The following is a 26,872-nucleotide window of genomic DNA, read 5'->3' as shown; positions in this document are numbered from 1 at the left end:
ATATTTGCAAACTTATTTCAATTAAATACTATGGATAACATCTATTTATACATGATTATCGCATTAGCTATTTTAGCAATCGCCGATTTGGTTGTTGGGGTTAGTAATGATGCGGTAAATTTTTTAAATTCAGCAATAGGCTCTAAGGCTATTTCTTTCAAAACCATTATGATTGTTGCCAGTTTAGGCGTAGCAGTTGGTGCCGTTTTCTCCAGTGGAATGATGGAAGTTGCACGAAAGGGTATTTTCAACCCTGGAGAGTTCATGTTCGACGAGATCATGATCATATTCCTAGCTGTAATGATAACCGATATACTGTTATTGGACTTTTTTAACTCTATAGGAATGCCAACTTCAACAACGGTTTCAATAGTATTTGAATTGTTAGGTGCAGCTGTTGCTATCGCATTAATAAAAATAGGGCATGACGGCGGAACATTTTCGGACGTCATCACTTATATAAATACCTCCAAGGCCACACAAATTATATTCGGAATCCTCCTCTCGGTGGTGGTCGCCTTTTCCATTGGCGCTTTAGTACAATGGTTATCAAGACTTCTATTATCCTATAATTTTGAAAAGAAAGCCAATTGGGTAGGTGCTTCATTTGGTGGTGTTGCACTAACCGCGATTACTTATTTTATTTTCATGAAGGGCTTAAAAGGAACCTCTTACGCGAGCCAGTCTTTCGATATTTTTGGAGGAGACACCATGAGTCATTTCTTGGAAACACAAGTTTTCGCAATTGTTATAGCGAACTTTGCGCTCTGGTTTTTGCTTTCATACGCCTTAATTACATTAGCGAAATCGAACATATACAAATTAGTAATTATCGCAGGAACATTTGCATTAGCATTAGCTTTTGCAGGTAATGATTTAGTAAACTTTATTGGTGTACCTGTTGCCGCTTATAATGCTTTTAGCGCATGGTCGGCATCTGGGGTTCCAGCCACTGAATTCTCTATGGGTATTCTAGCTCAAAAAGTACCTACAAACAACTGGTTACTTTTTATAGCCGGAATGATCATGGTTTTAACACTTTGGTTTTCTACAAAAGCAAAAAATGTAGTAAAAACATCATTAGATCTTGCTAGCCAAGGTGAAACTAAAGAACGTTTTCAACCCAATTTTTTATCAAGAACATTTGTACGAACAGCTGTTCTAATGTCTCAAGTAACAGGTTATATGCTACCTGAATCTTGGCAACAAAAAATAGACAAACAATTTGAAGCACCAGTAATTAAGGTGTCTAAAAATAAAAAAATCGAATTACCTGCTTTCGATTTAGTAAGAGCAGCGGTTAACCTCATGGTAGCTGCAGTTTTAATTTCAATAGCAACATCTTACAAATTACCCCTTTCAACAACCTACGTTACCTTCATGGTAGCCATGGGTAGCTCCTTAGCAGATAGAGCTTGGGGTGCTGAAAGTGCTGTATACCGTGTTGCAGGTGTAATAAATGTTATTGGAGGTTGGTTTTTCACAGCATTCAGTGCTTTTACTGCCGCTGCATTAGTTGCCTATTTGTTGAATTTGAACATTGGCGTCATGTTCCCTATATTATTAGTTTTGGCTTTTGCTTTACTAGTAAGAAGCTCTATTATGCACAATAAGAAGAGTAAAGAGGTGAAAGCAGAAGACAGCCTAACAAGAGCAGAAAGTAGTTCTATTCAAGGGGTGATTCATGAAAGCGCTAACAACATTGCTAATGTAATAAAACGAGGAAACAAGATCTATACAAACTCTATTAATGGGTTGGCTAAACAAGATTTAGTGATGCTTAAAAAGAATAATAAGCAGATCGTAAAACTTTCTGAAGAGGTTGATGGCTTACGTGACAACATCTTCTATTTCATCAAAAACTTAGATGACTCAAGCGTTGGAGCAAGTGATTTTTACATCAATATTTTAGGTTACTTACAAGACATGACACAATCTTTAGAATATATTTCTAAAGCCATTCATAAGCACGTAAATAACAACCATAAAAAACTTAAATTCAATCAAATTAAAGAATTAAAAGAGGTAGATGTTATTTTAGATAAATTATTTAATGATACGAAGACGGTTTTCGATACACAGTCTTTCAATCAAATATCGGATATCTTAAAAAGAAAAGCTTCACTATTTGCTTTAGTAACAGAAAAGATTCACAAACAAGTGGAACGAACACGTACCGATGAATCTAGTCCAAAAAACACCACGCTATACTTTAGCCTGTTACTGGAAACTAAAGACTTATTAGTAGGAACGATGAACCTTTTGGAAGAGTATGACAATGCACACGACAGTTCTGTAAAACCCGCTAAATTAGTAGAAGTAGAGCATCCAAGCACTTTGAAAATTAAAGACGAGGAAGAATAAACTTCAACTCTTAATTCGATAAAAAAAACACCTATGGCGATCAATTTCCATAGGTGTTTTTTGGTTTAACATACCTACAAATCATGAAAAAAGAGCCAATATTTTCGTTCAAAATATTAAAACGCTTTACCTTTACAACCGTTTAAAACTAAAAAACAAAAAAATTATGATTTCAAATAATGCATATTTTGACGATAATGTAAAATCTTTAGCTTACACCACCGAAAAAGGAAGTTCTACTTTAGGCGTAATGAATCCTGGAGAATATGAATTTGCTACCTCTAAACATGAAACGATGCGAGTTATTGAAGGACAGATGGTTGTTAAATTACCTGATACCACAGAATGGGCCACTTTTAATGCTGGAGAAGCTTATGAAATTGACGCAGACAAGAAATTTCAAGTAAAAGTATCGTCTCAAACTTCTTACCTGTGCACCTACAAATAATAGCTTTTCATCGGTAATTTTAGCACTTCGTAGTCCGTACAGTGAATTTTCACGTATATGGAATTAAACTAAAACTTTAATTATGAAGAAAATTTCGATTGTATTACTCGCTGTACTAACTTTATCATGTGTTTCTAAAAAGAAATATATTGCTTTAGAACATGAAAATGGAGAAATAAAAAGCGAACTACAAAAAACGAAAGTTGAAAAAGAAGATTTAGAAGCAAAATTTGCTCAAATTGAAGAACGCGTAAATTCTTATAATTCTAAAATTTCCTCTTTACAAGCTGAAAATGATACCAAGTTAGACGTTGTAGAAAACGGAACTGTCATATCAAATGATGCTAAGGTTAAAATGCGTGAGACATTAAAAAATGTTGATCCTGTGAAATTAAGTCAAGCCAAAACTCTTAAAGACTCAATGAATTTGGCTGTTTCTTACAACCTTAATAAGGTAATAAGTGATTCAGACTTGAATAATGATGAAGATTTTGGAGTAAATATTGATGGTACAGTCGTAATGATTTCAATAGCAGATGATATGCTTTTCAACACAGCTAGTTATAAATTAAGCTCTAAAGCAGATTCATTATTACAAAAATTGGCTGACGTAATCAACTCTGAAGAAAGCTTAGACGTTATGGTTGAAGGACATACTGATGCAAGGACTATAAACACCGTTAACATTGCAGATAACTGGGATTTAAGTGTTTTAAGGGCAACTTCAGTTGTTAGAAAACTACAAGATAAATATAACGTGGCTCCAGAAAAATTGATTGCCTCTGGTAGAAGTAGTTACCAGCCTTTAGTTGATAATGATACATCTAAAAACAGAGCTAAAAACAGAAGAACACGTATTATTATTCTTCCAAATATTGATAAATTTTTCGCTTTAATGGCAGACGAAAGTTAAAAGTTACTAAAGACAAAATAAAAAAAGGCTTGTATAAATTATACGAGCCTTTTTTTTATTTTTAAATTTAAGAAATGCCATAAATTTTAATGTAATCAAGTAACAACTAGCGTGATAGACCTGTGATACAACCCTTCTAAACTTCCTATGGCATAAACCCGTAGCTATTCATATAGTTAAAACGATAGGCCGTTATAGTTTCAGTTCCTGCCGTGCTTGTTACTTTTCTCAATTCATCATAAAAAGTCTGAAAACTAGCACGAATTCCAATCCCAACATTATCATTTAGAACGCGTGTATAACCAAACCTTACACCACTAAAACTAGTGGGTATTCACCGCCTTTAGGATAACAACCAAAGATAAACAAACACATTGCCGACAAAAAAAAGACGCCTAAAATAAATTTCGGACGTCTTTTTTTGTAATGTAGAACACTTAGTGCTTATCCTTCACAACTCGCACATTCTTTTTTCTGCTTAAATTTTTGTGCTGCATTCATACTATGTTGGTAATACAAGGATTTTAATCCAAGTTTCCAGGCAGTAACATAGATATTATTAATATCTTTTACTGGCATATCTGGATGTACAATAATATTTACCGACTGCCCTTGATCAATATGATTTTGGCGGTTTGCAGCTTGATATACTATGGCTAACTGATCGATTTCAGAATAGGTCTTAAACACATCACGTTCATGTTCGCTTAAGAACTCTAAATGTTGAACTGAACCATCGTAATCACGAATGCTTCGCCATACTTCTGGCGTATTTTTTCCCTTTTCCTCTAACAGTTCTTCGAGGTATGGGTTTTTTATGGTTGTTTTAATTTTAGCGATGTCTTTCACATAAATATTAGACCAAATTGGCTCAATACCTTGTGACACCTGACCTAAAATAAATGCTGAAGAAGTCGTTGGAGCAATAGCATTTAAAGTAGCATTTCGTCTTCCGTAGCCTTTTAAAACTTCTGGCTCACCATATAGTTTTGCTAATTCCTCTGAAGCCTTATACGATTTCTCTTTAATTAACTTAAAGATTTTACTATTTAATTCATAAGCTTCAGCACTATCAAAACCTAACCTTTTAGACTGTAGTAAAGAGTGCCAGCCTAAAACACCTAATCCAAGTGCACGGTTACTTTTTGCAAAGTTATAAGCACGCTCCATAAACATAAAGGTTTGTCTATCTTCTAAAACAGAGGAATCTCTATATACTTCAAGTTTATCAACAAACTCAGTAATAATAGCATCTAAGAAATACACCATAGTTTCAACAGCATCAGTGTCTTTCCATTTATCATAATGCAATACGTTTACTGATGAAAGTACACAAACAAACGACCATTGATCATTTGATGGAAGCATAATTTCAGTACATAAATTAGATGCTAAAATTTTATGGTTATTTTCTTTATAAACATCGGGCGCTTGATTATTAGCGTGGTCTTTAAAGAAAATATACGGATAACCTATTTCACCACGACGTTGTATCACTTTAGCCCAAATCGAGCGTTTATCGACATCACCATCTATCATTTCTTGCATCCACTCATCAGTAACCGAAACGCCATGAGTAAGTTCTTGAATGGAATTCCCTTCGGTACCAATTTCTAAAAACTCGTTAATATCTGGATGTTCAACTGGTAAGTATGGAGAAAAACGACCTCTTCGAACAGAACCTTGACTAACCACATCGACCATTTTTTCAAAAAGTTGCATGATATGAACGGCTCCAGACGACACGCCATTATTTTTAACCGGCGCACCTCTATGACGTAAATTACCAAAGTAACCTGAGGTACCGCCTCCTAATTTAGACATCATACCAACTTCAGATTGGGTGTATAAAATATTCCCCATATCATCAGCCATATTAGAACCAAAACAACTAATTGGTAAGCCTCGTTTTTTACCAAAGTTAGACCATACTGGTGAAGCTAAAGAGAAAAAACCTTCACCCATATACTTGTAAAACTTATCGGCATAACCATCAATTTGCAAAATTTCTTCAGCACGGTTTGCTATTTCACGAATACGTGCTTCAGGGGAAGTACCATCAGTTAAGTACCCAGATTCTAAAAATTTTCGACTATTTTCAGTAAGCCAATTAAATTCTGGTTCACTTTCTAGTTGGGTCGCTTTTTTTAATTGCTCTTTTCGAGCATTTACTAATTGATCGTAGTTAGTTGATTTTTCGTTTTGTGTTTCTTGAAGGCTCGTTTGTTCTTTCATAATTAAAATAGGTCGTCGCTGGTTATACTTTTTGTTCTTTTGCTGTAATTGATAGAGCGTTTCACGAAGAAATCGCCATGTTTGGTTCCAATAATTTCATCATCAAACCATTCGGTTTCAGCTATCAATTTATCATCAACAGTAAACACCTTACCTATACCAATACTTTCCAAGGAATTATTAAATCGGTTTTTAATAAACTCATTAATTACCGCTTTTGGAAGAAATTCTAACTCGCCATCTTCAAAAATCCAGTCGATAATATCGCTTTCGGCTTGAAAAGCTTCTTTGCAGATCATTTGAATTTTTTCATTGTATTCCTCTCCAAACCATTTTGGATTTTCCTTCTTAATTATATTTATAATATCAATACCAAAATCGCCATGAATTTGTTCTTCTTTCGAAGTCGCTTCAACCACATTAGAAATGCCTTTCAGCATATTTTTATGTTTATTGAATGCCATAATGATTAAAAATTGTGAGAATAAAGAAACATGTTCTATAAACAAAGAGAACAAGAGTACCGACTCGGCATATTCTTGAATATTTTCACTTTTAGAATTTTTAAGCGCTGTTTCTAAATAATGCACACGACGCATAATAACAGGCTTCTTTTTAAGTGATTTAAACTCTGCGTTTAAGCCTAAAATCTCTAATAAATGTGAGTAGGCATCGTGATGACGCACTTCACTTTCTGAAAAAGTAGCCCCTACCGACCCTATTTCTGGTTTAGGCATTTTTTGATAAATATCACCCCAGAAGGTTTTAACAGCAACTTCAATTTGAGAAATGGCCAACATGGTATTTTTAATTGCCGTTTTTTCAGCCGTGTTTAACCCTGTTTTAAAATCTTGAATATCACTCGTAAAATTAAACTCACTATGAATCCAGTAAGAATGTCTTATAGCATTTACATACTCGTATAAATCTGGATATTCGTAAGGTTTTAAATTAATACGCTTTTCAAAAATATTTGTTTGGCGTTTTCTAGCTTGTTCATCACGATAAAGTATATAAGCCTTTGCTGCGTTATGAAAAGCACTGCTCATGAGCTTATCTTCAACAATATCTTGAACTTGTTCTACTGTTGGCACATAGCGAACATCTACAGCTTTTCTTGCCAAAAGACCTTGAATCACCTGATTAGAAATTAACTCGGCATCTGCTCTAGTTCCATGACTTACAGATAGCATAGCCTTTTCAATAGCATTAGTGATCTTTTCTAACACAAAGGGGGTTGTGTCATAATCTCGTTTAATAATTTGGGTAATCTCCATGTTTATGGCTCTCGTTTTGGATTAATTTAGTTAAAATAGCAATTGTTAAAATCCCGAATAAAAAACAATCTCATTTAACATGCTAATTAGGGCTCATGGATAAAGTAACCCATATTAACAGTTATTATGTATTAAAAAATGTATTCGGTGAACTCAAAATATATTTTCAACACGTTTATTCTCTGGTAAAAAAAGTAATGCATTTTTATATTGTTGAGTTTAGCAAAGATTGCAAAATGATTGATATGTTTTTATGAAAAGCCAGAAACCTTTTCAACAAGTTTTTAACAAACAATAAAACACAAGAGATTTAAGAAGTTTACACAAAAAAACAGTTAAACAACTGAATACAAGATGTTTAATGTTTTTTAAAAATTAAAAAGTTAACAAAAAAATATTAGGTCTTAATAGCTAAACCCCTTAGTTTTAAAGGCGTTTTTTAAGTTTTCAACAAGATATTTGAAGTTATTATAAAGTTTCGGCAACCTTCTCTAGTTCGGCATACCAATCTTCTCCAAATTTCCTAATTAATCCTTCTTTTACGAATTTATATATAGGAACTTGTAATTCTTGCCCCAAAGTACAAGCGTCATCACAAATCTGCCAATGATGATAATTCACAGCAGAAAACTCACTGTAATCTTGAACTCTTACCGGATACAAATGACAAGACACTGGTTTTTTCCAAGAAATCTCACCTTGATTATACGCTTCTTCAATCGCACATAATGCAACTTTTTTTTCATCGAAAATAACGTAAGCACAATCAGCACCATTAATAAGTGTTGTTTCCAAATCACCATCTTCAGTTTCAACATAAGCGCCTTGAGCTTCTATAGCATCAATACCCTCCTGACGCAAAAAAGGTTTTACTTTAGGATAGATATCATTTAATATTTTAGCTTCATCAGCCTCTAACGGAGCTCCCGCATCGCCATCAATACAACAGGCACCTTTACAAGCTGAAAGATTACACAAAAAATCTTTCTTTACAACATCATCTGCAACGATTGTTTTCCCTAACTGAAACATAAAAAACATGGATTAAAATGGTGCACAAAAATAGTCAAAGTTTATCTGAAACTTTTAAGATTATTCGGTAATAATGGCATATTTTTGCCGAAAATTCAAAATTCCCTAAAAATGGGAGTTTTAATTTAAAAATTTTACCTAAAACACAAATTTAACAATACACAATTAAACGAACATTTATAATAGCGCTAACAATTTAAAACTTATGGAACTACAATTCAATTTCAAAGAAATATTTACGGCATTCATGATTTTATTTGCTGTAATTGATATTGTTGGAAATATTCCAATCGTTATCGATTTAAGAAAAAAAGCAGGTCATATACAAAGTGAAAAAGCCTCAATTATTGCGGGTGTCATTTTAATTCTATTTTTATTCTTAGGAAAAAGTATCCTAAACCTGATTGGAATTGACGTGAACTCATTTGCAGTAGCTGGTTCTTTCATATTATTTTTTATCGCTTTAGAAATGATTTTAGGCATCACACTTTACAAGCAAGAAGAACAAGATTCGATGACCACTGCTGTTTTTCCGCTTGCTTTCCCTTTAATTGCAGGCCCAGGCAGCTTGACCACTTTACTATCATTGAGAGCAGAGTTTAATACTGAAAATATTATTGTTGCGGTATTACTAAATGTTATTATTATCTTTATCGTCTTAAAAACATCGGCCAAAATTGAACGTTTAATTGGACAGAACGGCATTAACATCATTAGAAAAGTGTTTGGCGTGGTTTTATTAGCGATTGCGGTAAAGTTATTTGCACACAACATTAAAGCCTTGTTTGAACTGATATAATATTTTTACAGATGAAAATTTTCACCATTATACTAAGCATACTAGCCCTTGCGCTTATAGTTTTTAATTGCACACAATTAGACTTTAATGCACCTTTTGAAGGCGAAAGCATGGTTGCCATAATCACTATAGTAGCTTCACTTTGCGTAATCGTTATGATGGCTATTTTAAGAACATCTAAGCGTATTGAAGAAAAAACCAAAGGAAGAAAATAATGTATGACGCCTTAATTATTGGTGGTGGCGCTGCAGGAATGTCGTGCGCATTGGTTTTAGGTTCTGCTGAAATCAAAGCTTTTGCAAAAGATAAATCCATTGGAATTATCATGCACCAAAAAACATCACATTTACAAACCGCCTTATTTAATAATGTATTAGGATTAACCCCTGGCACAACAGGCGAATCTATTTTAGAAAGCGGGAAGGCGCAACTAAAAGAACGCTACCCCCATGTTAACCAAATAGACCATGAAAAGGTTTTAGAAATATCTAAATCTACAAATGGCTTTACCATAACAACAAACAAAAACACCTACCAAACCAAAATAGCGGTTATCACAGTAGGCTATACGAACTTAATGACTATTGACGGTGTAGCGTCTTATATTGCTCCACACCCAAGAGCAGCTATTGAAAAAGATCGTATTTGGTTAAAAAACACCGATCATCTTATCGAGGAAGGACTTTATGTCGCGGGAACATTAGCAGGGTGGCGCAGCCAATTTGCTATAGCTTCTGGAAGTGGCGCGCAAGTAGCCACAGATATTTTAACCCTTTGGAATAATGGAAAACACGTAAAAGTGCATGATAAACTAGAAGTTTAGTCCATTAAAAACCCTTCTTGTTCCAGCTCTAATAATTCCTGCATATTAAAATAATGCGCGATTAACTTCATTTTATCTTTATTGCGCTTTCTGGTGTAAACCCATCCAAACATAGGTCCTATTTTCGACCTATAAGCAAACCATTTACCTTCAGGGTTTTTTACTTTATCATAGCGGTAATTTTTCCATTTTCGTATTTTGTCGTCTATAGTATCTGGTTTGCTCCACTTTCTTTCATCACCAAATTTAGCTTTCCAAACACTGTTTAACTTATTAATGGTTCGTTTTTTTAAAAGATCATGCTTTGGCTGTACATAAGTATTAAACCGCGTGATATAACGTTGTTTAATCGGGTTTTCATCAGCGGAAAGTTGCCCAATATATTTCTCTAAATAATGTTCAGGATCATTACTATGCAAGCGATAATTAAAACCTAATTTTTCAATTTTTCGCATTAAATCAAACTTGTTCTTACTCTTAGCATTGGTTAGAAAAGTACCTAAGCCTTTACCTTTATACCTATATCGGTGGTTAACTTGTATTTTAGCACCAGCCTTTAAAGCATCCTCCAATAACACCAACCATTCTGCTTCTGTTAATTTTAACCTCTTTTCCATATTAATATTAGTTAGTGATACAAACAAAATTAAGTTATTACATCCCTGTAAATCCGACATTTAATCAAAATTACATAAATTATATATACTTATTGTTATTCTATGTTGTTATTTAAAAGAAACTAGTTGTTTTGCTATAGAAGTATCATAGCAGAGAAAAACCATTAAAAACTAAATAATATCAAACATTACTAAAGCAATTTGTAATCGACTAGCATCGATTAACACGTCATTCCAACTATTTCAGATCACTGTTCACCAAAAAGCTTTCGAGCTAACTTAATAGGAATTGTAGCTATCACTTTTTTCTTGATCAGATTACATCACTTTTTGCTTCCCCCTATAATAATTAATGCAACCCAAAGTTACCGAACCACATTTTCAATAAACAATAAAAACAACTTTAATCTATCACAAAAAAACAGAAAACTATTTAGTTACTCTGTAGCGAGCCCAGCATCATCAACCCCAGCCCCTTCGCTTAACCGCATCACCTCTTCAATCATGATATCTGTTTGGTTGTAAACCTCTTCAAAAGCACCACCACCAAAAAGTTGATCTGCAAGCGTCGCTTTAATATACTGCTTAACCTCATTGTGATAGGCTACGAAAGTCACTTTAGAATCGGATCGCAAATTTAAATAGTCTTGAAAAGCAAAAACTAAATCATCGCCAACCTCAAAAGTATCTATAAAATCACGTCTTGAAACATCATCGTATAAATGACGGTCTTTTTCTAACTCTTCAAACACAAAATTCCCGAAAAAACCACGACGCAGTAAAAAGGAAAGGGTTTCATTTTGCATGCTACTATCAATAGGCACAAAAACATCTGGAATAATACCACCACCACCGTATACAATTTTACCTGCTGGTGTCACAAATTTTAGAGAATCGTCAACATGAATATTTTCAGAATCTAGCAATTCACCGCTACTAACTCGATCCAAATATTCATCGTAATAATCTTTATTACCATGATCGTAAGGCCGCTGTATTGAACGTCCCGTTGGCGTATAATACCTAGAAACGGTTAAGCGCACAGCACTGCCATCTCCCAAATCCATTTCACGTTGTACCAAGCCTTTCCCGTAAGATCTTCTACCAACAATGGTTCCCACATCATTATCCTGTAAGGCGCCAGCAACAATTTCACTAGCGGAAGCCGAGTTTTCATCAATCATTACAAAAACTTTTCCGTTTTCAAAATCCCCTTTGCTGGTTGCAAAACTCTTATCTATATCACCACTTTTGTTTTTAGTAAATAAAATCAATTTATCATCTTCTAAAAACTCATCAGCAATCTGTTCGGCAATCCCTAAAAAACCACCTGGATTACCTCTTAAATCTAAAGCAATTTCAGTAGCACCACGCGCTTCTAAATCTTTAATTCCTTTTCTAAATTCCTTATAAGTCGATTCTGCAAAACGATTCACTTTAATGTACCCTAACTTATCGGTTAGCATGTATGTCGCATCCACGCTACTAATGGGTATGTTGCCTCGTTTTACAGTAAAATTCAATAATTTAGGTTCACCCTTTCGGTAAACTGTTAATTTAACTTTAGAATTTATAGGACCTTTAAGCTTTCTAACCAAGACATCATCTTCAACATTTTTACCGTACAAAGTATCGCCATCGGCAAAAATAATACGATCACCCCCCATAATTCCGGCTTTAGCACTTGGCCCGCCTTCTATAGCACGAATAACAGCAATGGTATCTTTATAGGTATAAAAACTCACTCCTATACCAACAAAATCGCCTTTCATTTCTTCGGCAACACGTTGCATGTCTTCCTTAGGAATGTAAACCGAGTGCGGATCTAAATTTTCCAGAATACCATTAACCGTAACATCCACGATACTATCGGTATTTACATCATCGACATAATCATATTCAATGTAGTCAATCAAGCGATTAAGCTTATCTTTCTTACTATTTGTAGAAAACAAACGATCTGGAGCATCGGTAAAACTTAATTTTCCGCCAATAAAAATACCCGCCGCAATTGCAGTGCCCATAAGCAACGGTAAGTATTTTTTTTGAAAAGCCATGATAGGTTATGCTTTTAAATCTTCTATTCTTTTAAGTTCTATTCCGGCCTTTTCCAAGAATTTAAGTCCAGAATCATCTTTGTAAGCGTCATGATAAACCACTTTTACAATACCAGCTTGGTGGATTAACTTACTACATTCCTTACACGGCGACATGGTAATATATAGGGTTGCTCCTTTACAAGACTGCGTAGAGGCAGCCACTTTCAATATCGCATTGGCTTCAGCATGCAACACATACCATTTCGTGTAACCTTCATCATCTTCACAAAAGTTTTCAAATCCCGAAGGTGTTCCATTATATCCGTCGGAAATAATCATTCTATCTTTAACGATAATCGCACCTACTTGTCGGCGATTGCAATACGATAACTTCCCCCACTCTTTAGCAATTCGTAAATAAGCTTTATCGTACTTAAGTTGTTTATGTTCTGGCATTAAATTTTTATATTATTATGGCGTTACCCTCATATCATGTTCCGCGTTAAAAAGAAACCTCGCAACTATTCGGGTCAGGCTTTCCGTTACAATCTTTTACAGAAAAAGTAAAAGGATTTTCACTGCAATCCCTAACGCATACCCACGATTTCGAGCCATAATACATTCGACATAACGAATATACTCGGTTCATATTTTAATTACAACGTAAGGTCGTTAAAATTTAAGAATAGTTTAAGACAAGAAGTCGCTGTTCAAAATCATAGGAATCACTAAACCAACCACTACAGCCGAAATAACCATAACCCAATCACGTTTAGAAAACCTAAAAATCGTCTGAACTAGATAGCCCAAAAACAGCACTAAAAACACAATAATAACTTGAGCAATTTCAATACCAAGTGCAAATTCTAAAAGCATTAACAATTTACTATCCGAATCACCTAAAAGCATTCTAAACTCCCTCGCAAAACCTAAGCCGTGAATCAATCCAAAAAATAAAGTCGATAAAAACAAAACCCCTACTTTTTCTTTTTGCGCTCCTTTTCCAGCTGTAAACACATTAAAAAGAGCCATAATCAAGATAGTAATCGGAATTAAAAACTCTACAATAGAAGCATTTACACTAACAACACCATAGCTTGCCAGTATTAAAGATAAAGTATGCCCTAAGGTAAACATCGTTACTAAAAGCAGCACACGTTTCCAGTCCTTAAACAAATATGGAACCGCCAATACGATTAAAAACAAAACATGATCGTAAGCCTTGATATCAAGCACATGATTGATACCATATTCTACGTTAAACCAGAAATTTTCAAGCATAGTATTTTCAATTTGGGAGCTCCAAAGATATGTAATTAATTATATTTTTTATCTAACTGAAACAACATCTCTTCGGTAATATTATCCAAAGAAAACTGGTGCTTCCAATACCAATCTTGACGCGCATAAGAATCGTTAATACTCTTTGGCCAACTGTTAGCTATCTCTTGTCGATAATCAGGATCATAATATATTTCAAACTCTGGAATCTGTTTTTTAATAGACTGCGCCACCTCATCTGGTGTAAAACTTGTCGCTGCTAAATTATAAGAAGAACGAATTTCAATGGTTTCAGGTTCCGCTTTCATGATATCCACCGTGGCTTTAATCGCATCGTCCATAAACATCATAGGTAATTTAGTATCTTCTTTTAAAAAACATGTATACGATTTATTTTTTATGGCCTCATGGTAAATCTCAACTGCATAATCGGTTGTTCCACCGCCAGGCAGCGTTTTCCAACTAATAATCCCTGGGTAACGAATACTTCTTACATCAACATTATATTTCGTAAAATAATATTCACACCAACGCTCACCAACTTGTTTGGTCATGCCATAAACAGTTGTAGGCTCCATAATGGTATACTGAGGTGTATAATCCTTTGGTGTTGTTGTCCCGAAAACAGCAATGCTAGAGGGCCAAAATACTTTTTTTATAAAATTATCTTTAGCTAAGTTTAACACATTAAACAAAGAGGTCATGTTGAGGTCCCAGGCTTCCATTGGGAATTTTTCACCTGTGGCACTTAACATGGCGGCCATTAAATAAATGGTATCTATATTAAATTTTTCAACGCAGGTTTTTACACTTGCGTAGTCTTTAGCGTCAACAATTTCAAAAAGACCAGAATTTACAATATCCAAATTACTATAACTAATATCACTAGCTACTACATTTTCATCCCCGTATATACTTCGTAACTTAAAGGTTAGTTCCGATCCAATCTGCCCACAGGCACCAATTATTAATATTTTTGAACTCATTACCTGTCTTATTTATAAAGAATTTTCAAAAATAATAAGATTTCACTAAAAATAATCCATAAAAAAGCTGAAATATTCTTAATTTGATATCTTTGCGCGCAACAATAAAATCAACAATTCCTATATCTTTGTAACCTGTGGTATTAAAATTAAAATGATGCGTATTCAAATCCTATTGACTCTTAGTTTATTTATGTTGTTTTCCGCTTGTAAAGGCGATCAAGGAAATGAGACAGCTGTTGAACCTGAAGTTGACAACAGCGATGTTGTTTCTGAAACAGACATCGAGAATTTAGATTTCACAGAATACACCCTCGACAAAAAAGCAGATTTACCTCTTAGAGACTGGTCACAATACCATAAACTACAAAATATCATCGCAGATCTAAAGGCAGGGGACTTCAGTTATTTTCATCACAATGAAAAGGACTTAAAAGAAACCTTCAAAGAATTAAAAGTCAATACCCCAGAAGCAGCAAATTCAGCATCCATTTCAGCAAGATTATTAGTTCTAGAGACAAAATTTTATAAACTAGAGAGCCTTTACAACCTTGCATCAACGAGCGAAGAAGAGCTCACCCAAAGCACTAAAGAACTATTAGTCGCCTTTTCTAATTTGAATTTACAATTAAATAAGAAAGTGGAATTTGACGCGATAAACATTCAAAAGCCACAGTAAAACAGAGGTGTTTTAATTGTTGGTTGATAGTTATTGGTTGTTGGCCGCTTACTCTTGCGCTGATTTTCTAGCCACAGATTGCCCAGATTTTCACAGATAAAAATACTGAAATAGCTATTAAACAGAGCTCCGCTGAGACAACATAGAAATTCCTTTAGACCGTAAACAAACTCTAGAGACGGTGTGCGAGCGAAGTCGAGAACAGTCATACCTCATAGAAAAGCACAAAACTCACAACAAATAAATTACGAAAATTAGTTCTCCTATCGCTAGCGCTCGTTTTTAACGAGTCCCGTCAAGAGTAAGAAACTAGAAGAAGAACGGCCTGAATAACTGCGATAACACATAATGAAAGTCCGAGTTACAAACTCGAACTAGCTCAGTAGCAAATAATTTTTGATACGAATGACACTAATTTTCACTAATTTATTACCTCAGCCACTTTGCGACTTAGCGTCTTGGCGAGAAACCTTTTTGTTAGGCAAATTACGCCTCGACTCTTCCTTACATCCTTATAAACATTTAACAAACACTGCCTATAAAACAACATCCAAAACCGCTATTCACATGTACTACAACAACTTATCCTTGTGTATTTTAGGAATTGTAAAAATTTAACTCTATATTTAGGATTACCAAAAAATCAAACTACTATGGGGATAAAGAGTTTTATAGGAGCCAGAAAGCGCTCCAGCACCACTACAACACCATCAATAACCGTTAGTGATTACATGAGCACGAACTTAATTACGTTTAAAGCAGATCAAACTATTGAAAGTGTGATGCAATCGCTAATTAAGAACAGAATTTCTGGAGGCCCAGTGGTTAACAGAAAAAATGAGCTTATAGGTATTATTTCTGAAGGGGATTGCATAAAACAGATAAGTGAAAGCAGGTATTACAATATGCCTTTGCAGGATCAAACTATCGAAAAACATATGATTTCTGAAGTTGAAACTATTGATGGCAACATGAATATTTTTGATGCCGCTAAAAAGTTTTTAGAATCTAAGCGCCGAAGATTTCCAATTATAGAAAAAGGCAAATTAGTTGGTCAGATTAGTCAAAAAGATATTTTAAAAGCCGCCATGACGATGAAAGGTCAAACGTGGAAATAACAAGTTTACACACTGCAATTTACTTTAAAGCTTTTGGTTAATTTTTAACTAGAAGCTTTTTTTAGACCTTTAACGAAATGGAGTTTATTTTGCTGTCTTAAAATCTTCGATTTGTTTCTCAAATTTTTCACTATCCTTAAAAGCGCATAAATTGCCGTCAGGATCATGAAACTTAGCAATTGTTCCCCAAGAATACTCTTGATATTTCACATCTATACCTTTGGAATTTAACTTTTCTGCTAACAGTTTCACATTGGGCACATTCATTCGTAAGCATGTTTTTATACGACTTTCAGCTAGTGCTTCACCATCGTAACCCAAATCAAGTTCTACTAATAAATAAGTATCTCCTAACGCAAAACAAGTTAAAACCTCTGTTTCAAACAATTTAGGGAGTTCTAAAACCGTTTCATAAAACGTTGCACATTTTTTATATTCAATCGTGTATAAAATAATTCCAGTTCTATCAAATTTCATAGTTTGCTAATTTTAATTTACCCTTCACGCTTTACAAGTGCATAATAATCATTTTCTAAGGGTAAATAGCCCTGGTCGTATACAAAGTAATATACCGTTTTCGCTTTTGTGGTGTAAATACTTGTAAAGTAATTAAAATCAAACCCAGCTTCAATTAGTTTTGCTCTAGAGGTTTTAGTTTTTTGCTCAGGATTTAGCGCTTCTAAGATTCTATAATTTTTACGCAGACGGTTATTAGTATTTCGAATGAGATTTTTACTATCCTTATTAACGCGATTGTTATAACCGTTACGACACCCATCGCTACAAAATTTCTTATCGACACGTCCAACAATTTTATCACCACACTCTAAGCACTTTTTATCCATGGTTAGTTTTATCTTGAAAATCATTCTTTCTGAGAATAAAAGGCCTTCTAACTAAAGACACAAACGAAGGAACGATTTGATTCTTTTAACAAAATATTGAAACCGAATATACAACAAACTAAATCTGTGTACAAATGACTACAAAACTAAAAACATCAAGGCTTGAGTCTTAAGGCTAAAAAACAGCCCAAATAGATAACGGAAGTTCCCTTCTATTTTTTATTCTTCCTTTTAATATCTAACCAATAAGTCACTTTTAAATAAATACCACGTTCTACAAGCTCAAACGGGGCAGTGGTATCTGTAGTAGTATAAGTTAGAAAAACATCAGACAAAGGGGCGTAGCGCCATTGTAATCTGGACACCAATAAAAAATAATTAGACTGCGAACTATACTGAATATCAGTATTAAAAAATAATGTTTTGGAAAAGGTAACATTTAATGTTGGCCCCAAATACCAAATTTGCCCAGAAGAATATGGTTCAGGCAATTTAATATCATCATATTGGAGTTGCAATGAAACATAGAAATAAGGCTGATATCGGTACTGAAAAGTGACATCGGTCGTAAATTTATGCCCCATATAAAAGGAACCATACCTTGAACTACCTTCTAACCAAAACGCTTTTCGCCTATCCGTATTAAAGTCAAGATCTAAATAATTCGTAGTATACCCCCCTACAGGTATAGGATCTCCATTCCCCTTGTCTCCAACAGGATCAAACGGGCTGTACAAATACTCAAAGGCATTTGTACCTTGTAATCCAATTGAAGCACCACTAGTAAAGTTAATTTCACCCCCTAGGTAGGTATATCTTTCCGAAAGCGACATATCTTCCGAAGCCCTCCAATAGGCATTGTAGCTAGCATTTAAAATAATGGTATTAATGTTGTCCGACTTTGGATACATATTAAAAGCTCCTGAAGGATTTACTCTTACTATATCCTTTCTTTTTGTAAAACCAAGATCTGATTGGAATCCTGCGTCGACATATTGACTAGTAAAATCCAGGGAATATTTTCTTTTCTCAACATTTAGTATTGTTCCAGCAGAAATAGCATTACTCGATATGTCTGGAGTGAACGATTTATGCAAAAACACTTTACCATCAACACTATTATCTTTTGAATAGAAATTGAAATCGGAACCTATTACTCGGTTATATGAAGTACCAGTTAGAAACTCGTCATTGTTTGTAGCTTGTCTATTAATAAAAAATGCACCAATATTAGATTTTTCAAATACTCTTTGTTCTGCAGCAACTACGAGGTTATTGTTAGCTCCAATTTGATACTCACCTTCCCCTTCTGTTTGAACGTCTAAAACACCTATTCTTAAATTATTATTTATTTTCCCAGTAAATTTTGCCCCTGCAATAATTGGTACAATCTTATCTTGCCCAAGCGTATCTTTACCAACGCCCACCCGTCGCGAATAGAAGGCCAGGGCATTCGACTCTCCAAAACCATTAAATAAATCGCCATTATCTATAAAAAAGAGCCTGGTTTCATCTTGTTTAATTTCAAATTGTGTCACATTATTTTGCCCAGAAACCACATCATCACTAGAGAAATCCGGGAGTACCGTTAAATCGAGCATCAAACTACTTTTTACAGGGATTTTAGCATCAAAACCAGCCTTAAAATTAAATGACTTTTCACCTTTGTAATGTTCGTTGGTATAGGAAGGCGTAACAAAAGGAATCACAGAAATAGGATTTCTTGTTTTTACCAAAGGCTTTTCAAAAATTAAATCTCCAAAATACCCTAAATTAAGCTGATTTTGATTCTGTGGCACTCTAGCCCATGAACTTTTAGTATTCGACTGGGTATCAGACCGCATGGCCGAAAATTTCCAAGAAGTAATCCCTTCCTTAAATTTAAAAGCAGACATGGGTATTTTTAATTCTGAAATAAAATAACCATCATACATTTGCGATTCTCCAACCCACTTGGTGTTCCAGTTCAAATCGAGATCACCAGCAACACCTCCTCCATATATAATACCTTCACGCTCCACACCAAAAGGGTTAATCCCGAACAAAAATGCATTGGACCTATCGCTATAGGTATCAAACATCAAGTTAACAATATCGGCACCGCTAATACTAAAATCTCTTTCATAAGAAGGTGTTCTATAATCTTCACCCGGCGCATAACCTTTTACACCAATATATAAATACCCGTCATTATACAGCATCATGATTTCTGTTTGATACACTGCCTGCTTATTATCTGTTGGGAAATATTCTGAAAAACCACTCGTAGAAACGGCATTTTTCCACATCACCTCATCTAAAACACCGTCAATTATAAAATCATCATTATTTACATAATTGACCGTAATACTTTTTTGAGCATATCCATTGACTGAAGCTATAAAGATGAGAAAACCTAGAAGAAATCGAAACACCAAAACAGGAGTTAAATTAACATTCGAATAATTCATTTTACTTTTAACATGTAACAATTTTTTCTGCACTTATTTTTTTTTTAGAAATAGACTAGCCACTTTTAGTGAAAATATATTGAGCTTAAATTTCAGGATTTGTTCTAACCAATGTATCTAGCTAATTTAATAACATCTAAACGCAACTGTTTTTTTTTTATAATTTTCATTTCTAACTCTAAGTACTAGTATAAGTTAAAATGAATACTTTTTATCATGTGCAATCCACAATAGCTTCGAAGTATTGTAACCAACATCCTCAGCTATTTTTAAATATTTGGTTTTAATACTATTAGGTATTTTAGTTTCTCTAGATAATATCCATAAATAATCTAAACTTTTACCTGCAACAAGTGCGTAGTTATAATCCTCATCAATAGCAATAACATTATATCCAGAATAAAACGGTCCGAAAAATGAAACTTTGAGCATCGCAACATCATCTTCTCTTACAAATTTCGCCTTACCTATGGATTGTTTCCATGCTTTTGAGATTGTATCAAACCCCTGATTATTAACTTCAATTACACCGTTTTTATTCAATGAGTATTCAGCGGTGGTATTATTCAAATCCTTTTCATACTTAAAGTCGAATCTCGCGATTTCATACCACTTCCCTAAATACTTCGCCTTATCGAATGATTTGACTGCGACTGCCTTTTCTGGAATAGTACGACAAGAAAAAAAGCCAAACAGTATTAAAATTAATACGTGGTGTATTAAATTAGTATTTTCCCTTTTCAACATACTTTTTAAAATTCTCTATTATCGCTTGCCAGCCGGTTCTTTGTTGTTCATCAGCGTGCGTCCCTTCAGCATCAAAAGTTTCACTTATCATAATCTCATCTTCATTTTCCGAAAAGGTGATTTTAACGAATCGACCGTCGGCCATTTTATAAGTAATTAATTCTTTTTTTATAATATTCACATATGTTCCGGTAAAATCGAATCCCATGCTACCATCTTTAGCTTCCATACGCCAAGAAAATTGCCCATTCGGCTTTAAATCGTTATCAGCTTTTGGGCAACACCATGTATCGGAAGCAAAATTCCAGTTTAGAATGTGTTCTGGCTTTGTCCAACAATCCCAAACCCTATCAATTTCTGCTTTAACAGTCGTTTGTACCGTTATAATTTTCATATTTATTTAGTTCATATTTTTATTAAATATACAAAATAAGTAAAGCCATTTACTATTAAATGGTGTAAAACCATTTCTAAAAACCACTGCATTTTACAGGGCTATTTTCTTGATAATTACCAATTACAAACGACTACAAACATTTACAAGCGATTTTAAATAAGTAAATACCGATTAAACTTTTGATGCTGAATCATATTTGCAGTGTCAACAATTGCTGAAGTAACGTTCAGTAAAACAATGACAACAAAGTATTAACTGTTTAACGTAAAATTTAAAATCATGAGCACACTTAGAAACAAAGTACAGTTGATTGGGAACCTAGGAAACGATCCGGAAATCATCAATTTAGAGTCAGGTAAAAGATTAGCACGTTTTAATTTGGCAACACACTACAATTACACCAATAATAAAGGTGAAAAAACCACAGACACACAATGGCATAATATTGTGGCTTGGGGAAAAACGGCTGAAATTATTGAAAAGTATCTTGCTAAAGGCAAAGAAGTTGCCATAGAGGGCAAACTAAACTCCAGAACTTACGACGATAAATCTGGTATCAAGCGCTATATTACCGAGGTGGTATGTAACGAACTTGTAATGCTGGGGAAGTAATTCATACAAAATCAAATAAAAAAACGAGACTGATTAAGGTCTCGTTTCTTTTTTAATATTATCTAGATTATAATAACCTCCTTTATTTTCGGTGCGTTCTAAAGACTGCCAAATAATAAGGTAAGCTACATTAATCATATTCCTCAACTCGCATAGTGTGGTTGATATTCTTGACTCTTTATATAAATCTTCAACTTCACTGGAAATAACATCTAAATGTTTTAAAGCACTTTTTAAACGTTTGTTAGACCTTACAATACCAACATAATCACGCATGATTGCTTGAACTTGTTTTAAATTATGTTGTACTAAAACGTGTTCTTTTGGGATAATCGTACCATCATCATCCCAGTCTGGGATCTCAACATCCAAAACGGTGTTATCCGTATTCGCCAAATGCTTAAAAATATTATGTGCATAAACTAAGGCTTCCAATAAAGAATTAGAGGCTAATCGGTTGGCGCCGTGCAATCCTGTTCTGGTACATTCACCACAAGCGTATAAATTATCTATGGTGGTTCTTCCAATTATATCCACATCAACACCACCACATAAATAATGACAGGCAGGAACCACAGGAATCCAGTCCGTTTTTATATCGATATGATGCTCCAAACATTTCTCGTATATATTTGGAAAATGCGCCATAAAACCTTCCATATCCAAATGCGTACAATCTAAATACACATGCGTATCTCCCGATTTTTTAAGCTCGCTATCTATACTTTGAGACACAATATCTCGAGAAGCTAATTCAGCACGTTCATCGTAATCGGGCATGAAACGGTAACCTTTTCCATTTCGTAAAATAGCTCCAAAACCTCTAACGGCTTCAGAAATTAAAAAAGACGATTCGCCTTTAGCATCGTATAAGGCCGTAGGATGAAATTGAATAAACTCCATATCCTTAATACGTCCTTTAGCACGATGTGCCATCCCTACCCCATCGCCAGTTGCTATAACCGGGTTTGTGGTATGCCCATAAACACGACCGATACCTCCTGAGGCTAATAAAGTACTGTTGGATTTTATAGTGAATATTTCACCAGAATTTTGATTCATCACGTAGGCTCCATAACAACATAAATCATCTGAATCTTTAGATTCTATATGATGATTTGTAACTAAATCAATAGCAAAATGGTGTGGCAATATAGAAATATTTGGTAATTGATGCGCTGTTGTTAACAAGGCACGCTCAATTTCAAAACCTGTAATATCCTTGTGGTGTGCAATACGGTATTCGGAATGCCCACCTTCTTTTCCTAAATCGAATTTACCCGCGTCATTTTCATCAAAATTAGCCCCCCAAAGTAATAATTCTTGAAAACGATCTGGCCCTTCATTAACCACCATTTCAACAACATCTTTATTACAGAGTCCGTCGCCGGCAATTAAAGTATCTTGAATATGTTTTTTAAAAGAATCTGATTCTTTATTTAAAACTATAGCTACACCTCCTTGAGCATATTTGGTATTCGATTCGTCTTCGCTAGCTTTTGTTACAATAACTACGGTACGATCCGGGAATTTTTCGGCTATTTTTACGGCAAATGTTAAGCCTGCAACACCCGAACCAATTACTAAATAATCTGCAGTCATGATCATTATTTAGAAAGGTCTAACATGCGTTGAATTGGCAATAAAGCACGTTCTCTTATAGCTTCGTCCACATCCACTTGTGGCGATTCATTAAGTAAACAATCGTGTAGTTTTTGAAGCGTATTCATTTTCATGAAATGACATTCGCTACAAGCACAAGTATTATCTTCTTTTGCAGGCGCTGGTACCAGTTCGGTATTTGGCATTTCCTGCTGCATTTTATGTAAAATTCCAGCTTCTGTAGCCACAATGAATTTTTCATCTTGATGCTCTCTAACATAATTGATCATACCTGAGGTTGAACCTATATAGGTAGCCGTATTCAATATATGAGTTTCAGATTCTGGATGCGCTATAATTTTATAGTCTGGATATTTTTTATGTAAATCCAACAACTTTTCCATTGAAAAAGCCTCATGAACAATACAACTCCCATCCCAAAGTAGCATATCTCTACCGGTTTCATTTATAATATATTGCCCTAAATTTCTATCTGGAGCAAAAATGATTGGTTGATCTTTCGGAATTGAATTTACAATTTTTAAAGCATTAGATGATGTACAAACAATATCTGTTAAAGCTTTTATTTCTGCAGAACAATTCACATAAGTAATTACAATATGATCGGGATGTGCTTTGGTAAATTTCTCGAATTCGTCTGGCGGACAAGAGTCTGCCAGCGAGCAACCTGCATCTAAATCTGGTAAAACAACTGTTTTACTCGGGTTTAATATTTTGGCTGTTTCGGCCATAAAATGCACACCGGCAAATACGATAATATCGGCATCGGTTTCGGCAGCTTTTTGAGACAGTCCTAAACTATCACCTACATAATCTGCGATATCCTGTATTTCAGGCACCTGGTAATAATGTGCTAAAATAACGGCATTTTTCTCCTTTTTAAGGCGTTGTATTTCTTTTACTAAATCCATTTTAAGGTTTCTGGAATAATTTGAAATTCATAATTGGCAGCACTTGACCGCCTATAAAGATACAAATATCCTAATTATTAATTTTATTAAATGAGATTCCTTCAAAAAAAACCAATGAATTAAAGACCTAGATGCTATTTATTGCAACTTTTATTGTTTCTGAAAAGATTTACTTTAAAAATTAACAAAACGGAAATTCAACTAAGCAAGATTCATATTTTATTCTAAGATTTGCTGAGGCAATAAAAAATAGCAGATAAAAATTAGACCAGAATGCCTATAAAAAGCCATAAACACAAAAACTCCTTGCTAGTCGCAAGGAGTTTTTATTCAAAATATATTGTTAAGTATTATTGAGCTGAATTTCTTCCAGCTTTAAATCCCTTACTAAAACCTAATTTATAAGTATTTGAGCAATCATCACAAACTGGTGCTTCTGGCGCTGTTGGACAATCGGCATTTTCTCCTTTCTCAATTTTCCATCCTGCACAATAACCATCTCTCCAACCTTCCTTAAAGGTTAATAAAAGTTTTGACTCCGTTGCAGTTTCTTGTTGACTTTGGTTATACGTATAGGTTACCAAAAAAGTAACACCAATTGCAATCAACACAGCTAATACTAATCTTTTCATATTATTAAGTTTTTAATTATACTACCGCCTAATTTTTAATTAAGCCTTAACCATTTTTAAGCTTTCAATCTCTAATTGAATTTGATTTAAAACAGCTTCAGTCTTTTCTAATTCGCTGAGAACTGAAGATTTTATATCTTCAAAGCTATTTTTAACACCGTTAAACAACTCTTGATAATAAGCTACTCCAGCTTTCATATTTGTTGTAAACGTTTTCAAATATTTCTCTTCTTTTCTGTTCATAGACACCTTAGCATCTTCCATTTTATTTTTAAGATAATCCATATAAATATGAAGCTCTTTTATAAATAAATTTGGACGATCGTTTCTAGACACCATATTCGCTCTTCCGTAAATGTGATCTGTCATATTTGACAAACTCATTACTTTAGAATAATAAGCCATATTTGGACCTGGACAAACAGACACCCCTTCACCTTCCACTTTGGTATCTAATCCATAAGCTAATAAAGCCGAAGTACCTAAACCAACACACGTACAAGATTTCACGATAATTTTATCAAGTTCTCTTTTATGCTCGTCTGGCGCTAATTCTTTCTCCTCTAACGCTTTTATTTTCAAAAATTGATACTCCCTTGAAGCCGTACAAATTCCTGTTTCTTTAAACTCTTTATTTAAAGCTACAAACTTTTTAGGACAAGCACTTCCAGGTCTGTCTTTATCAATGTTTTTCTGTTTTTCTAAATCTTTAGTATTGGCTCTTAAATTATTAAAAGGAATGCCTAAAGGCGAAATATCGCTCAAATATAAGTCTTTTTCTTCTGCTTTAGCAAGTTTTTGTAACGTACTATCGTCTACTGTTGTAGCCTCCGGAACTAGTAAAAAAGGACTACCCCAACCCACTGAATCTAAGTTATATTCTTCTAACAAAAAGTTGTGCTCCTCTTCGGTTCCAACACCACCTTGTGCAGTAATTTCAAAGTTTAACGCCGTTTCTGGAATAACTTTTCCTTGGTTTTCTAATTCTTGAACTAAAACACTTTGTATCGCTTCTTGCAAGGCCACGCGATTTTCTTTAAACTCTGCTAATACTGGCCCTAGCAAATAGCCATCTGTTGCAAAAGCGTGTCCTCCACAGTTTAATCCTGATTCAATGCGATATTCTGAAACCCAAAGTCCCTTTTTAGCTAAAAATTTCCCTTGAATTAATGCCGATCTGTAATCGCTAACTTTTAGAATAATACGCTTATTAAATTCTCCTTTTTCATTAGGGAAGAAATCATTAAACTGGCCCATATAACTGTACAGTCTTGGATTCATACCGGCAGAAAGCACCACAGAAGATTTTAACTTACTGTTAGCAAACCCTCTTAAGGCTGCATGCGCATCGTTATATTCACTTGGTAATTGCTCCTTGTCCTTATAATTATCCTTATCTACTTTAGTCATGATGTTGACATCAATAGAACCCATAACCAAATTTTTCGAAGCCCAATTTTTTACTTCAGTGAAATTGAATTCCTTTTCTGTAAGTTTTTTAAATTCCGCTTTAAGCTTAGAATTATTTGGCAACATATTAATGTAGGCCATCATCTCATCACTTTTTTTTGAGGTCAAATTTTTTAATGACTCAAACTTTTTATCGGCTAAATCGCTAATTAAATTTAAATAAGAGGTGATTCTTTTTGCTCTAAAATCATCAATTTTATCGGTAATCTCGTTGTAAGGAACTTCAAATTTGTCACTATACATTTTTCTTAATTTCTCTAGAAGAATGTCATCTACCAAAGAAATCACAGAATCCATGCCATATTGCGCCACTTTCAATGGTGTATCAATTGTAAAACCAATACCCATTACTGGAATGTGAAACGAATGTGTCTTTTTCATAATTTATATTTTGAACTGCAAAGATAGAGCGACATCTCGCTGCAAAACATGATATATGTCATACTTAAAATGTTCGTTTTAGACCTAAAATGATGGTAAAAGGATCATTTTTATTCGATTTTGTTGTTTTTTCCTTCAAAAATTCATTATAAAAACTTGATATTAGTTGAGTTTTTTTTTCATTATTCATAAC

26 protein-coding genes are annotated in these 26,872 nt (G+C 34.2%); 9 read left to right on the top strand and 17 right to left on the bottom strand.

Annotation, left to right across the window (positions count from 1 at the left end):
* Window positions 1-30 precede the first annotated feature (30 nt).
* The 3 genes from KO493_RS07640 (at window position 31) to KO493_RS07630 (ending at window position 3,725) form a co-directional block, all read left to right on the top strand.
* The gene (locus KO493_RS07640) at window positions 31-2,364 is read left to right on the top strand and encodes an inorganic phosphate transporter (RefSeq protein ID WP_216067352.1); all 2,334 of its coding nucleotides are present in this window, start codon (window positions 31-33) and stop codon (window positions 2,362-2,364) included.
* A gap of 166 nt (window positions 2,365-2,530) precedes the next feature.
* Window positions 2,531-2,812, top strand: coding sequence for a pyrimidine/purine nucleoside phosphorylase (locus KO493_RS07635; RefSeq protein ID WP_216067351.1), 282 nt, complete (start codon window positions 2,531-2,533; stop codon window positions 2,810-2,812).
* A gap of 82 nt (window positions 2,813-2,894) precedes the next feature.
* Window positions 2,895-3,725, top strand: a complete 831-nt coding sequence (locus tag KO493_RS07630) for an OmpA/MotB family protein (protein ID WP_216067350.1) — start codon at window positions 2,895-2,897, stop codon at window positions 3,723-3,725.
* Window positions 3,726-4,169: 444 nt separating this feature from the next.
* Here KO493_RS07630 and KO493_RS07625 read toward each other — a convergent pair whose 3' ends face one another.
* The 3 genes from KO493_RS07625 to KO493_RS07615 all read right to left on the bottom strand — a co-directional run bounded on the left by KO493_RS07625 (window position 4,170) and on the right by KO493_RS07615 (window position 8,269).
* Window positions 4,170-5,960, bottom strand: a complete 1,791-nt coding sequence (locus KO493_RS07625; protein WP_216067349.1) for a ribonucleoside-diphosphate reductase subunit alpha — start codon at window positions 5,958-5,960, stop codon at window positions 4,170-4,172.
* Window positions 5,961-5,962: 2 nt separating this feature from the next.
* Window positions 5,963-7,237: a ribonucleotide-diphosphate reductase subunit beta gene (locus tag KO493_RS07620; RefSeq protein ID WP_216067348.1), complete on the bottom strand. Its 1,275-nt coding sequence runs from the start codon at window positions 7,235-7,237 to the stop codon at window positions 5,963-5,965.
* A 468-nt stretch (window positions 7,238-7,705) separates the two neighbouring features.
* Window positions 7,706-8,269 (bottom strand): DUF3109 family protein, encoded by a 564-nt coding sequence (locus KO493_RS07615; protein WP_216067347.1) that lies wholly within the window; start codon window positions 8,267-8,269, stop codon window positions 7,706-7,708.
* A gap of 205 nt (window positions 8,270-8,474) precedes the next feature.
* Between KO493_RS07615 and KO493_RS07610 the strand changes: the two genes are divergently transcribed.
* From KO493_RS07610 to KO493_RS07600, 3 genes are read left to right on the top strand one after another with little or no spacing between them, the layout of a single operon-like run.
* Window positions 8,475-9,068: a MarC family protein gene (locus tag KO493_RS07610; RefSeq protein WP_216067346.1), complete on the top strand. Its 594-nt coding sequence runs from the start codon at window positions 8,475-8,477 to the stop codon at window positions 9,066-9,068.
* A gap of 11 nt (window positions 9,069-9,079) precedes the next feature.
* On the top strand, window positions 9,080-9,283 hold the full coding sequence (locus KO493_RS07605; protein WP_216067345.1) for a hypothetical protein: 204 nt from the start codon (window positions 9,080-9,082) through the stop codon (window positions 9,281-9,283).
* Entirely contained in the window at window positions 9,283-9,891 is a 609-nt protein-coding gene (locus tag KO493_RS07600; protein ID WP_216067344.1) for an FAD-dependent oxidoreductase, read from the top strand. The genes KO493_RS07605 and KO493_RS07600 overlap by 1 nt, the downstream gene beginning before the upstream one ends.
* Here the strand turns inward: KO493_RS07600 and KO493_RS07595 are convergent.
* The 5 genes from KO493_RS07595 to KO493_RS07575 form a co-directional block, all read right to left on the bottom strand.
* On the bottom strand, window positions 9,888-10,508 hold the full coding sequence (locus KO493_RS07595) for a hypothetical protein (protein WP_216067343.1): 621 nt from the start codon (window positions 10,506-10,508) through the stop codon (window positions 9,888-9,890). The genes KO493_RS07600 and KO493_RS07595 overlap by 4 nt on opposite strands.
* A gap of 437 nt (window positions 10,509-10,945) precedes the next feature.
* Complete coding sequence (locus KO493_RS07590) at window positions 10,946-12,565, bottom strand: S41 family peptidase (RefSeq protein WP_216067342.1); 1,620 nt, start codon at window positions 12,563-12,565, stop codon at window positions 10,946-10,948.
* 6 nt (window positions 12,566-12,571) lie between these two features.
* Window positions 12,572-13,003 carry a deoxycytidylate deaminase gene (locus KO493_RS07585; protein WP_216067341.1) on the bottom strand — a complete coding sequence of 144 codons (432 nt, stop codon included), beginning with the start codon at window positions 13,001-13,003 and terminating at the stop codon, window positions 12,572-12,574.
* A 234-nt stretch (window positions 13,004-13,237) separates the two neighbouring features.
* Window positions 13,238-13,828 (bottom strand): HupE/UreJ family protein, encoded by a 591-nt coding sequence (locus tag KO493_RS07580; RefSeq protein WP_216067340.1) that lies wholly within the window; start codon window positions 13,826-13,828, stop codon window positions 13,238-13,240.
* 35 nt (window positions 13,829-13,863) lie between these two features.
* On the bottom strand, window positions 13,864-14,814 hold the full coding sequence (locus KO493_RS07575) for an NAD-dependent epimerase/dehydratase family protein (RefSeq protein WP_216067339.1): 951 nt from the start codon (window positions 14,812-14,814) through the stop codon (window positions 13,864-13,866).
* A gap of 154 nt (window positions 14,815-14,968) precedes the next feature.
* Between KO493_RS07575 and KO493_RS07570 the strand changes: the two genes are divergently transcribed.
* Both KO493_RS07570 and KO493_RS07565 read left to right on the top strand, forming a co-directional pair.
* The gene (locus tag KO493_RS07570) at window positions 14,969-15,493 is read left to right on the top strand and encodes a hypothetical protein (RefSeq protein ID WP_216067338.1); all 525 of its coding nucleotides are present in this window, start codon (window positions 14,969-14,971) and stop codon (window positions 15,491-15,493) included.
* A gap of 653 nt (window positions 15,494-16,146) precedes the next feature.
* Window positions 16,147-16,611, top strand: coding sequence for a CBS domain-containing protein (locus KO493_RS07565; protein ID WP_216067337.1), 465 nt, complete (start codon window positions 16,147-16,149; stop codon window positions 16,609-16,611).
* A gap of 84 nt (window positions 16,612-16,695) precedes the next feature.
* On the opposite strand, the gene KO493_RS07560 is transcribed toward KO493_RS07565, so the two are convergent.
* The 5 genes from KO493_RS07560 to KO493_RS07540 all read right to left on the bottom strand — a co-directional run bounded on the left by KO493_RS07560 (window position 16,696) and on the right by KO493_RS07540 (window position 21,047).
* Complete coding sequence (locus KO493_RS07560; RefSeq protein ID WP_216067336.1) at window positions 16,696-17,088, bottom strand: VOC family protein; 393 nt, start codon at window positions 17,086-17,088, stop codon at window positions 16,696-16,698.
* A gap of 17 nt (window positions 17,089-17,105) precedes the next feature.
* The gene (locus KO493_RS07555; protein ID WP_216067335.1) at window positions 17,106-17,456 is read right to left on the bottom strand and encodes a hypothetical protein; all 351 of its coding nucleotides are present in this window, start codon (window positions 17,454-17,456) and stop codon (window positions 17,106-17,108) included.
* Between the two features lie 212 nt (window positions 17,457-17,668).
* Window positions 17,669-19,906: a DUF5916 domain-containing protein gene (locus KO493_RS07550; RefSeq protein WP_216067334.1), complete on the bottom strand. Its 2,238-nt coding sequence runs from the start codon at window positions 19,904-19,906 to the stop codon at window positions 17,669-17,671.
* Between the two features lie 195 nt (window positions 19,907-20,101).
* Window positions 20,102-20,653, bottom strand: coding sequence for a lipocalin family protein (locus KO493_RS07545; protein ID WP_216067333.1), 552 nt, complete (start codon window positions 20,651-20,653; stop codon window positions 20,102-20,104).
* A complete protein-coding gene (locus KO493_RS07540; RefSeq protein ID WP_216067332.1) occupies window positions 20,631-21,047 on the bottom strand; it encodes an SRPBCC domain-containing protein in 417 nt (138 codons plus the stop codon). Before KO493_RS07540 ends, KO493_RS07545 begins: the two co-directional genes overlap by 23 nt.
* A gap of 282 nt (window positions 21,048-21,329) precedes the next feature.
* On the opposite strand from KO493_RS07540, the gene KO493_RS07535 reads away from it, so the two are divergent.
* Window positions 21,330-21,662, top strand: a complete 333-nt coding sequence (locus tag KO493_RS07535) for a single-stranded DNA-binding protein (RefSeq protein WP_216067331.1) — start codon at window positions 21,330-21,332, stop codon at window positions 21,660-21,662.
* A 33-nt stretch (window positions 21,663-21,695) separates the two neighbouring features.
* Here the strand turns inward: KO493_RS07535 and nadB are convergent, their stop codons facing one another.
* From nadB to KO493_RS07515, 4 genes are all read right to left on the bottom strand, one after another.
* On the bottom strand, window positions 21,696-23,264 hold the full coding sequence (gene nadB, locus KO493_RS07530; protein ID WP_216067330.1) for an L-aspartate oxidase: 1,569 nt from the start codon (window positions 23,262-23,264) through the stop codon (window positions 21,696-21,698).
* Between the two features lie 5 nt (window positions 23,265-23,269).
* The gene (gene nadA, locus KO493_RS07525; protein WP_216067329.1) at window positions 23,270-24,196 is read right to left on the bottom strand and encodes a quinolinate synthase NadA; all 927 of its coding nucleotides are present in this window, start codon (window positions 24,194-24,196) and stop codon (window positions 23,270-23,272) included.
* Between the two features lie 350 nt (window positions 24,197-24,546).
* A complete protein-coding gene (locus KO493_RS07520) occupies window positions 24,547-24,828 on the bottom strand; it encodes a hypothetical protein (protein WP_216067328.1) in 282 nt (93 codons plus the stop codon).
* A gap of 39 nt (window positions 24,829-24,867) precedes the next feature.
* Window positions 24,868-26,679 carry a hypothetical protein gene (locus KO493_RS07515; protein ID WP_216067327.1) on the bottom strand — a complete coding sequence of 604 codons (1,812 nt, stop codon included), beginning with the start codon at window positions 26,677-26,679 and terminating at the stop codon, window positions 24,868-24,870.
* Window positions 26,680-26,872: the final 193 nt, after the last annotated feature.

The sequence above is a fragment of the Pseudotamlana agarivorans genome, from assembly GCF_018860245.1.
Taxonomy (GTDB): domain Bacteria; phylum Bacteroidota; class Bacteroidia; order Flavobacteriales; family Flavobacteriaceae; genus Pseudotamlana; species Pseudotamlana agarivorans_A.
Note: the sequence above shows the minus strand (reverse complement) of the source record. Positions and strands in the feature narration are given on the sequence as shown.

Bases quoted from the DNA above. Each gene is read 5' to 3' on its own strand.
- KO493_RS07640 (WP_216067352.1), top strand. From the start codon at position 31: ATGGATAACATCTATTTATACATGATTATCGCATTAGCTATTTTAGCA.
- KO493_RS07635 (WP_216067351.1), top strand. From the start codon at position 2,531: ATGATTTCAAATAATGCATATTTTGACGATAATGTAAAATCTTTAGCT.
- KO493_RS07630 (WP_216067350.1), top strand. From the start codon at position 2,895: ATGAAGAAAATTTCGATTGTATTACTCGCTGTACTAACTTTATCATGT.
- KO493_RS07625 (WP_216067349.1), bottom strand. From the start codon at position 5,960: ATGAAAGAACAAACGAGCCTTCAAGAAACACAAAACGAAAAATCAACT.
- KO493_RS07620 (WP_216067348.1), bottom strand. From the start codon at position 7,237: ATGGAGATTACCCAAATTATTAAACGAGATTATGACACAACCCCCTTT.
- KO493_RS07615 (WP_216067347.1), bottom strand. From the start codon at position 8,269: ATGTTTCAGTTAGGGAAAACAATCGTTGCAGATGATGTTGTAAAGAAA.
- KO493_RS07610 (WP_216067346.1), top strand. From the start codon at position 8,475: ATGGAACTACAATTCAATTTCAAAGAAATATTTACGGCATTCATGATT.
- KO493_RS07605 (WP_216067345.1), top strand. From the start codon at position 9,080: ATGAAAATTTTCACCATTATACTAAGCATACTAGCCCTTGCGCTTATA.
- KO493_RS07600 (WP_216067344.1), top strand. From the start codon at position 9,283: ATGTATGACGCCTTAATTATTGGTGGTGGCGCTGCAGGAATGTCGTGC.
- KO493_RS07595 (WP_216067343.1), bottom strand. From the start codon at position 10,508: ATGGAAAAGAGGTTAAAATTAACAGAAGCAGAATGGTTGGTGTTATTG.
- KO493_RS07590 (WP_216067342.1), bottom strand. From the start codon at position 12,565: ATGGCTTTTCAAAAAAAATACTTACCGTTGCTTATGGGCACTGCAATT.
- KO493_RS07585 (WP_216067341.1), bottom strand. From the start codon at position 13,003: ATGCCAGAACATAAACAACTTAAGTACGATAAAGCTTATTTACGAATT.
- KO493_RS07580 (WP_216067340.1), bottom strand. From the start codon at position 13,828: ATGCTTGAAAATTTCTGGTTTAACGTAGAATATGGTATCAATCATGTG.
- KO493_RS07575 (WP_216067339.1), bottom strand. From the start codon at position 14,814: ATGAGTTCAAAAATATTAATAATTGGTGCCTGTGGGCAGATTGGATCG.
- KO493_RS07570 (WP_216067338.1), top strand. From the start codon at position 14,969: ATGATGCGTATTCAAATCCTATTGACTCTTAGTTTATTTATGTTGTTT.
- KO493_RS07565 (WP_216067337.1), top strand. From the start codon at position 16,147: ATGGGGATAAAGAGTTTTATAGGAGCCAGAAAGCGCTCCAGCACCACT.
- KO493_RS07560 (WP_216067336.1), bottom strand. From the start codon at position 17,088: ATGAAATTTGATAGAACTGGAATTATTTTATACACGATTGAATATAAA.
- KO493_RS07555 (WP_216067335.1), bottom strand. From the start codon at position 17,456: ATGGATAAAAAGTGCTTAGAGTGTGGTGATAAAATTGTTGGACGTGTC.
- KO493_RS07550 (WP_216067334.1), bottom strand. From the start codon at position 19,906: ATGAATTATTCGAATGTTAATTTAACTCCTGTTTTGGTGTTTCGATTT.
- KO493_RS07545 (WP_216067333.1), bottom strand. From the start codon at position 20,653: ATGTTGAAAAGGGAAAATACTAATTTAATACACCACGTATTAATTTTA.
- KO493_RS07540 (WP_216067332.1), bottom strand. From the start codon at position 21,047: ATGAAAATTATAACGGTACAAACGACTGTTAAAGCAGAAATTGATAGG.
- KO493_RS07535 (WP_216067331.1), top strand. From the start codon at position 21,330: ATGAGCACACTTAGAAACAAAGTACAGTTGATTGGGAACCTAGGAAAC.
- nadB (WP_216067330.1), bottom strand. From the start codon at position 23,264: ATGACTGCAGATTATTTAGTAATTGGTTCGGGTGTTGCAGGCTTAACA.
- nadA (WP_216067329.1), bottom strand. From the start codon at position 24,196: ATGGATTTAGTAAAAGAAATACAACGCCTTAAAAAGGAGAAAAATGCC.
- KO493_RS07520 (WP_216067328.1), bottom strand. From the start codon at position 24,828: ATGAAAAGATTAGTATTAGCTGTGTTGATTGCAATTGGTGTTACTTTT.
- KO493_RS07515 (WP_216067327.1), bottom strand. From the start codon at position 26,679: ATGAAAAAGACACATTCGTTTCACATTCCAGTAATGGGTATTGGTTTT.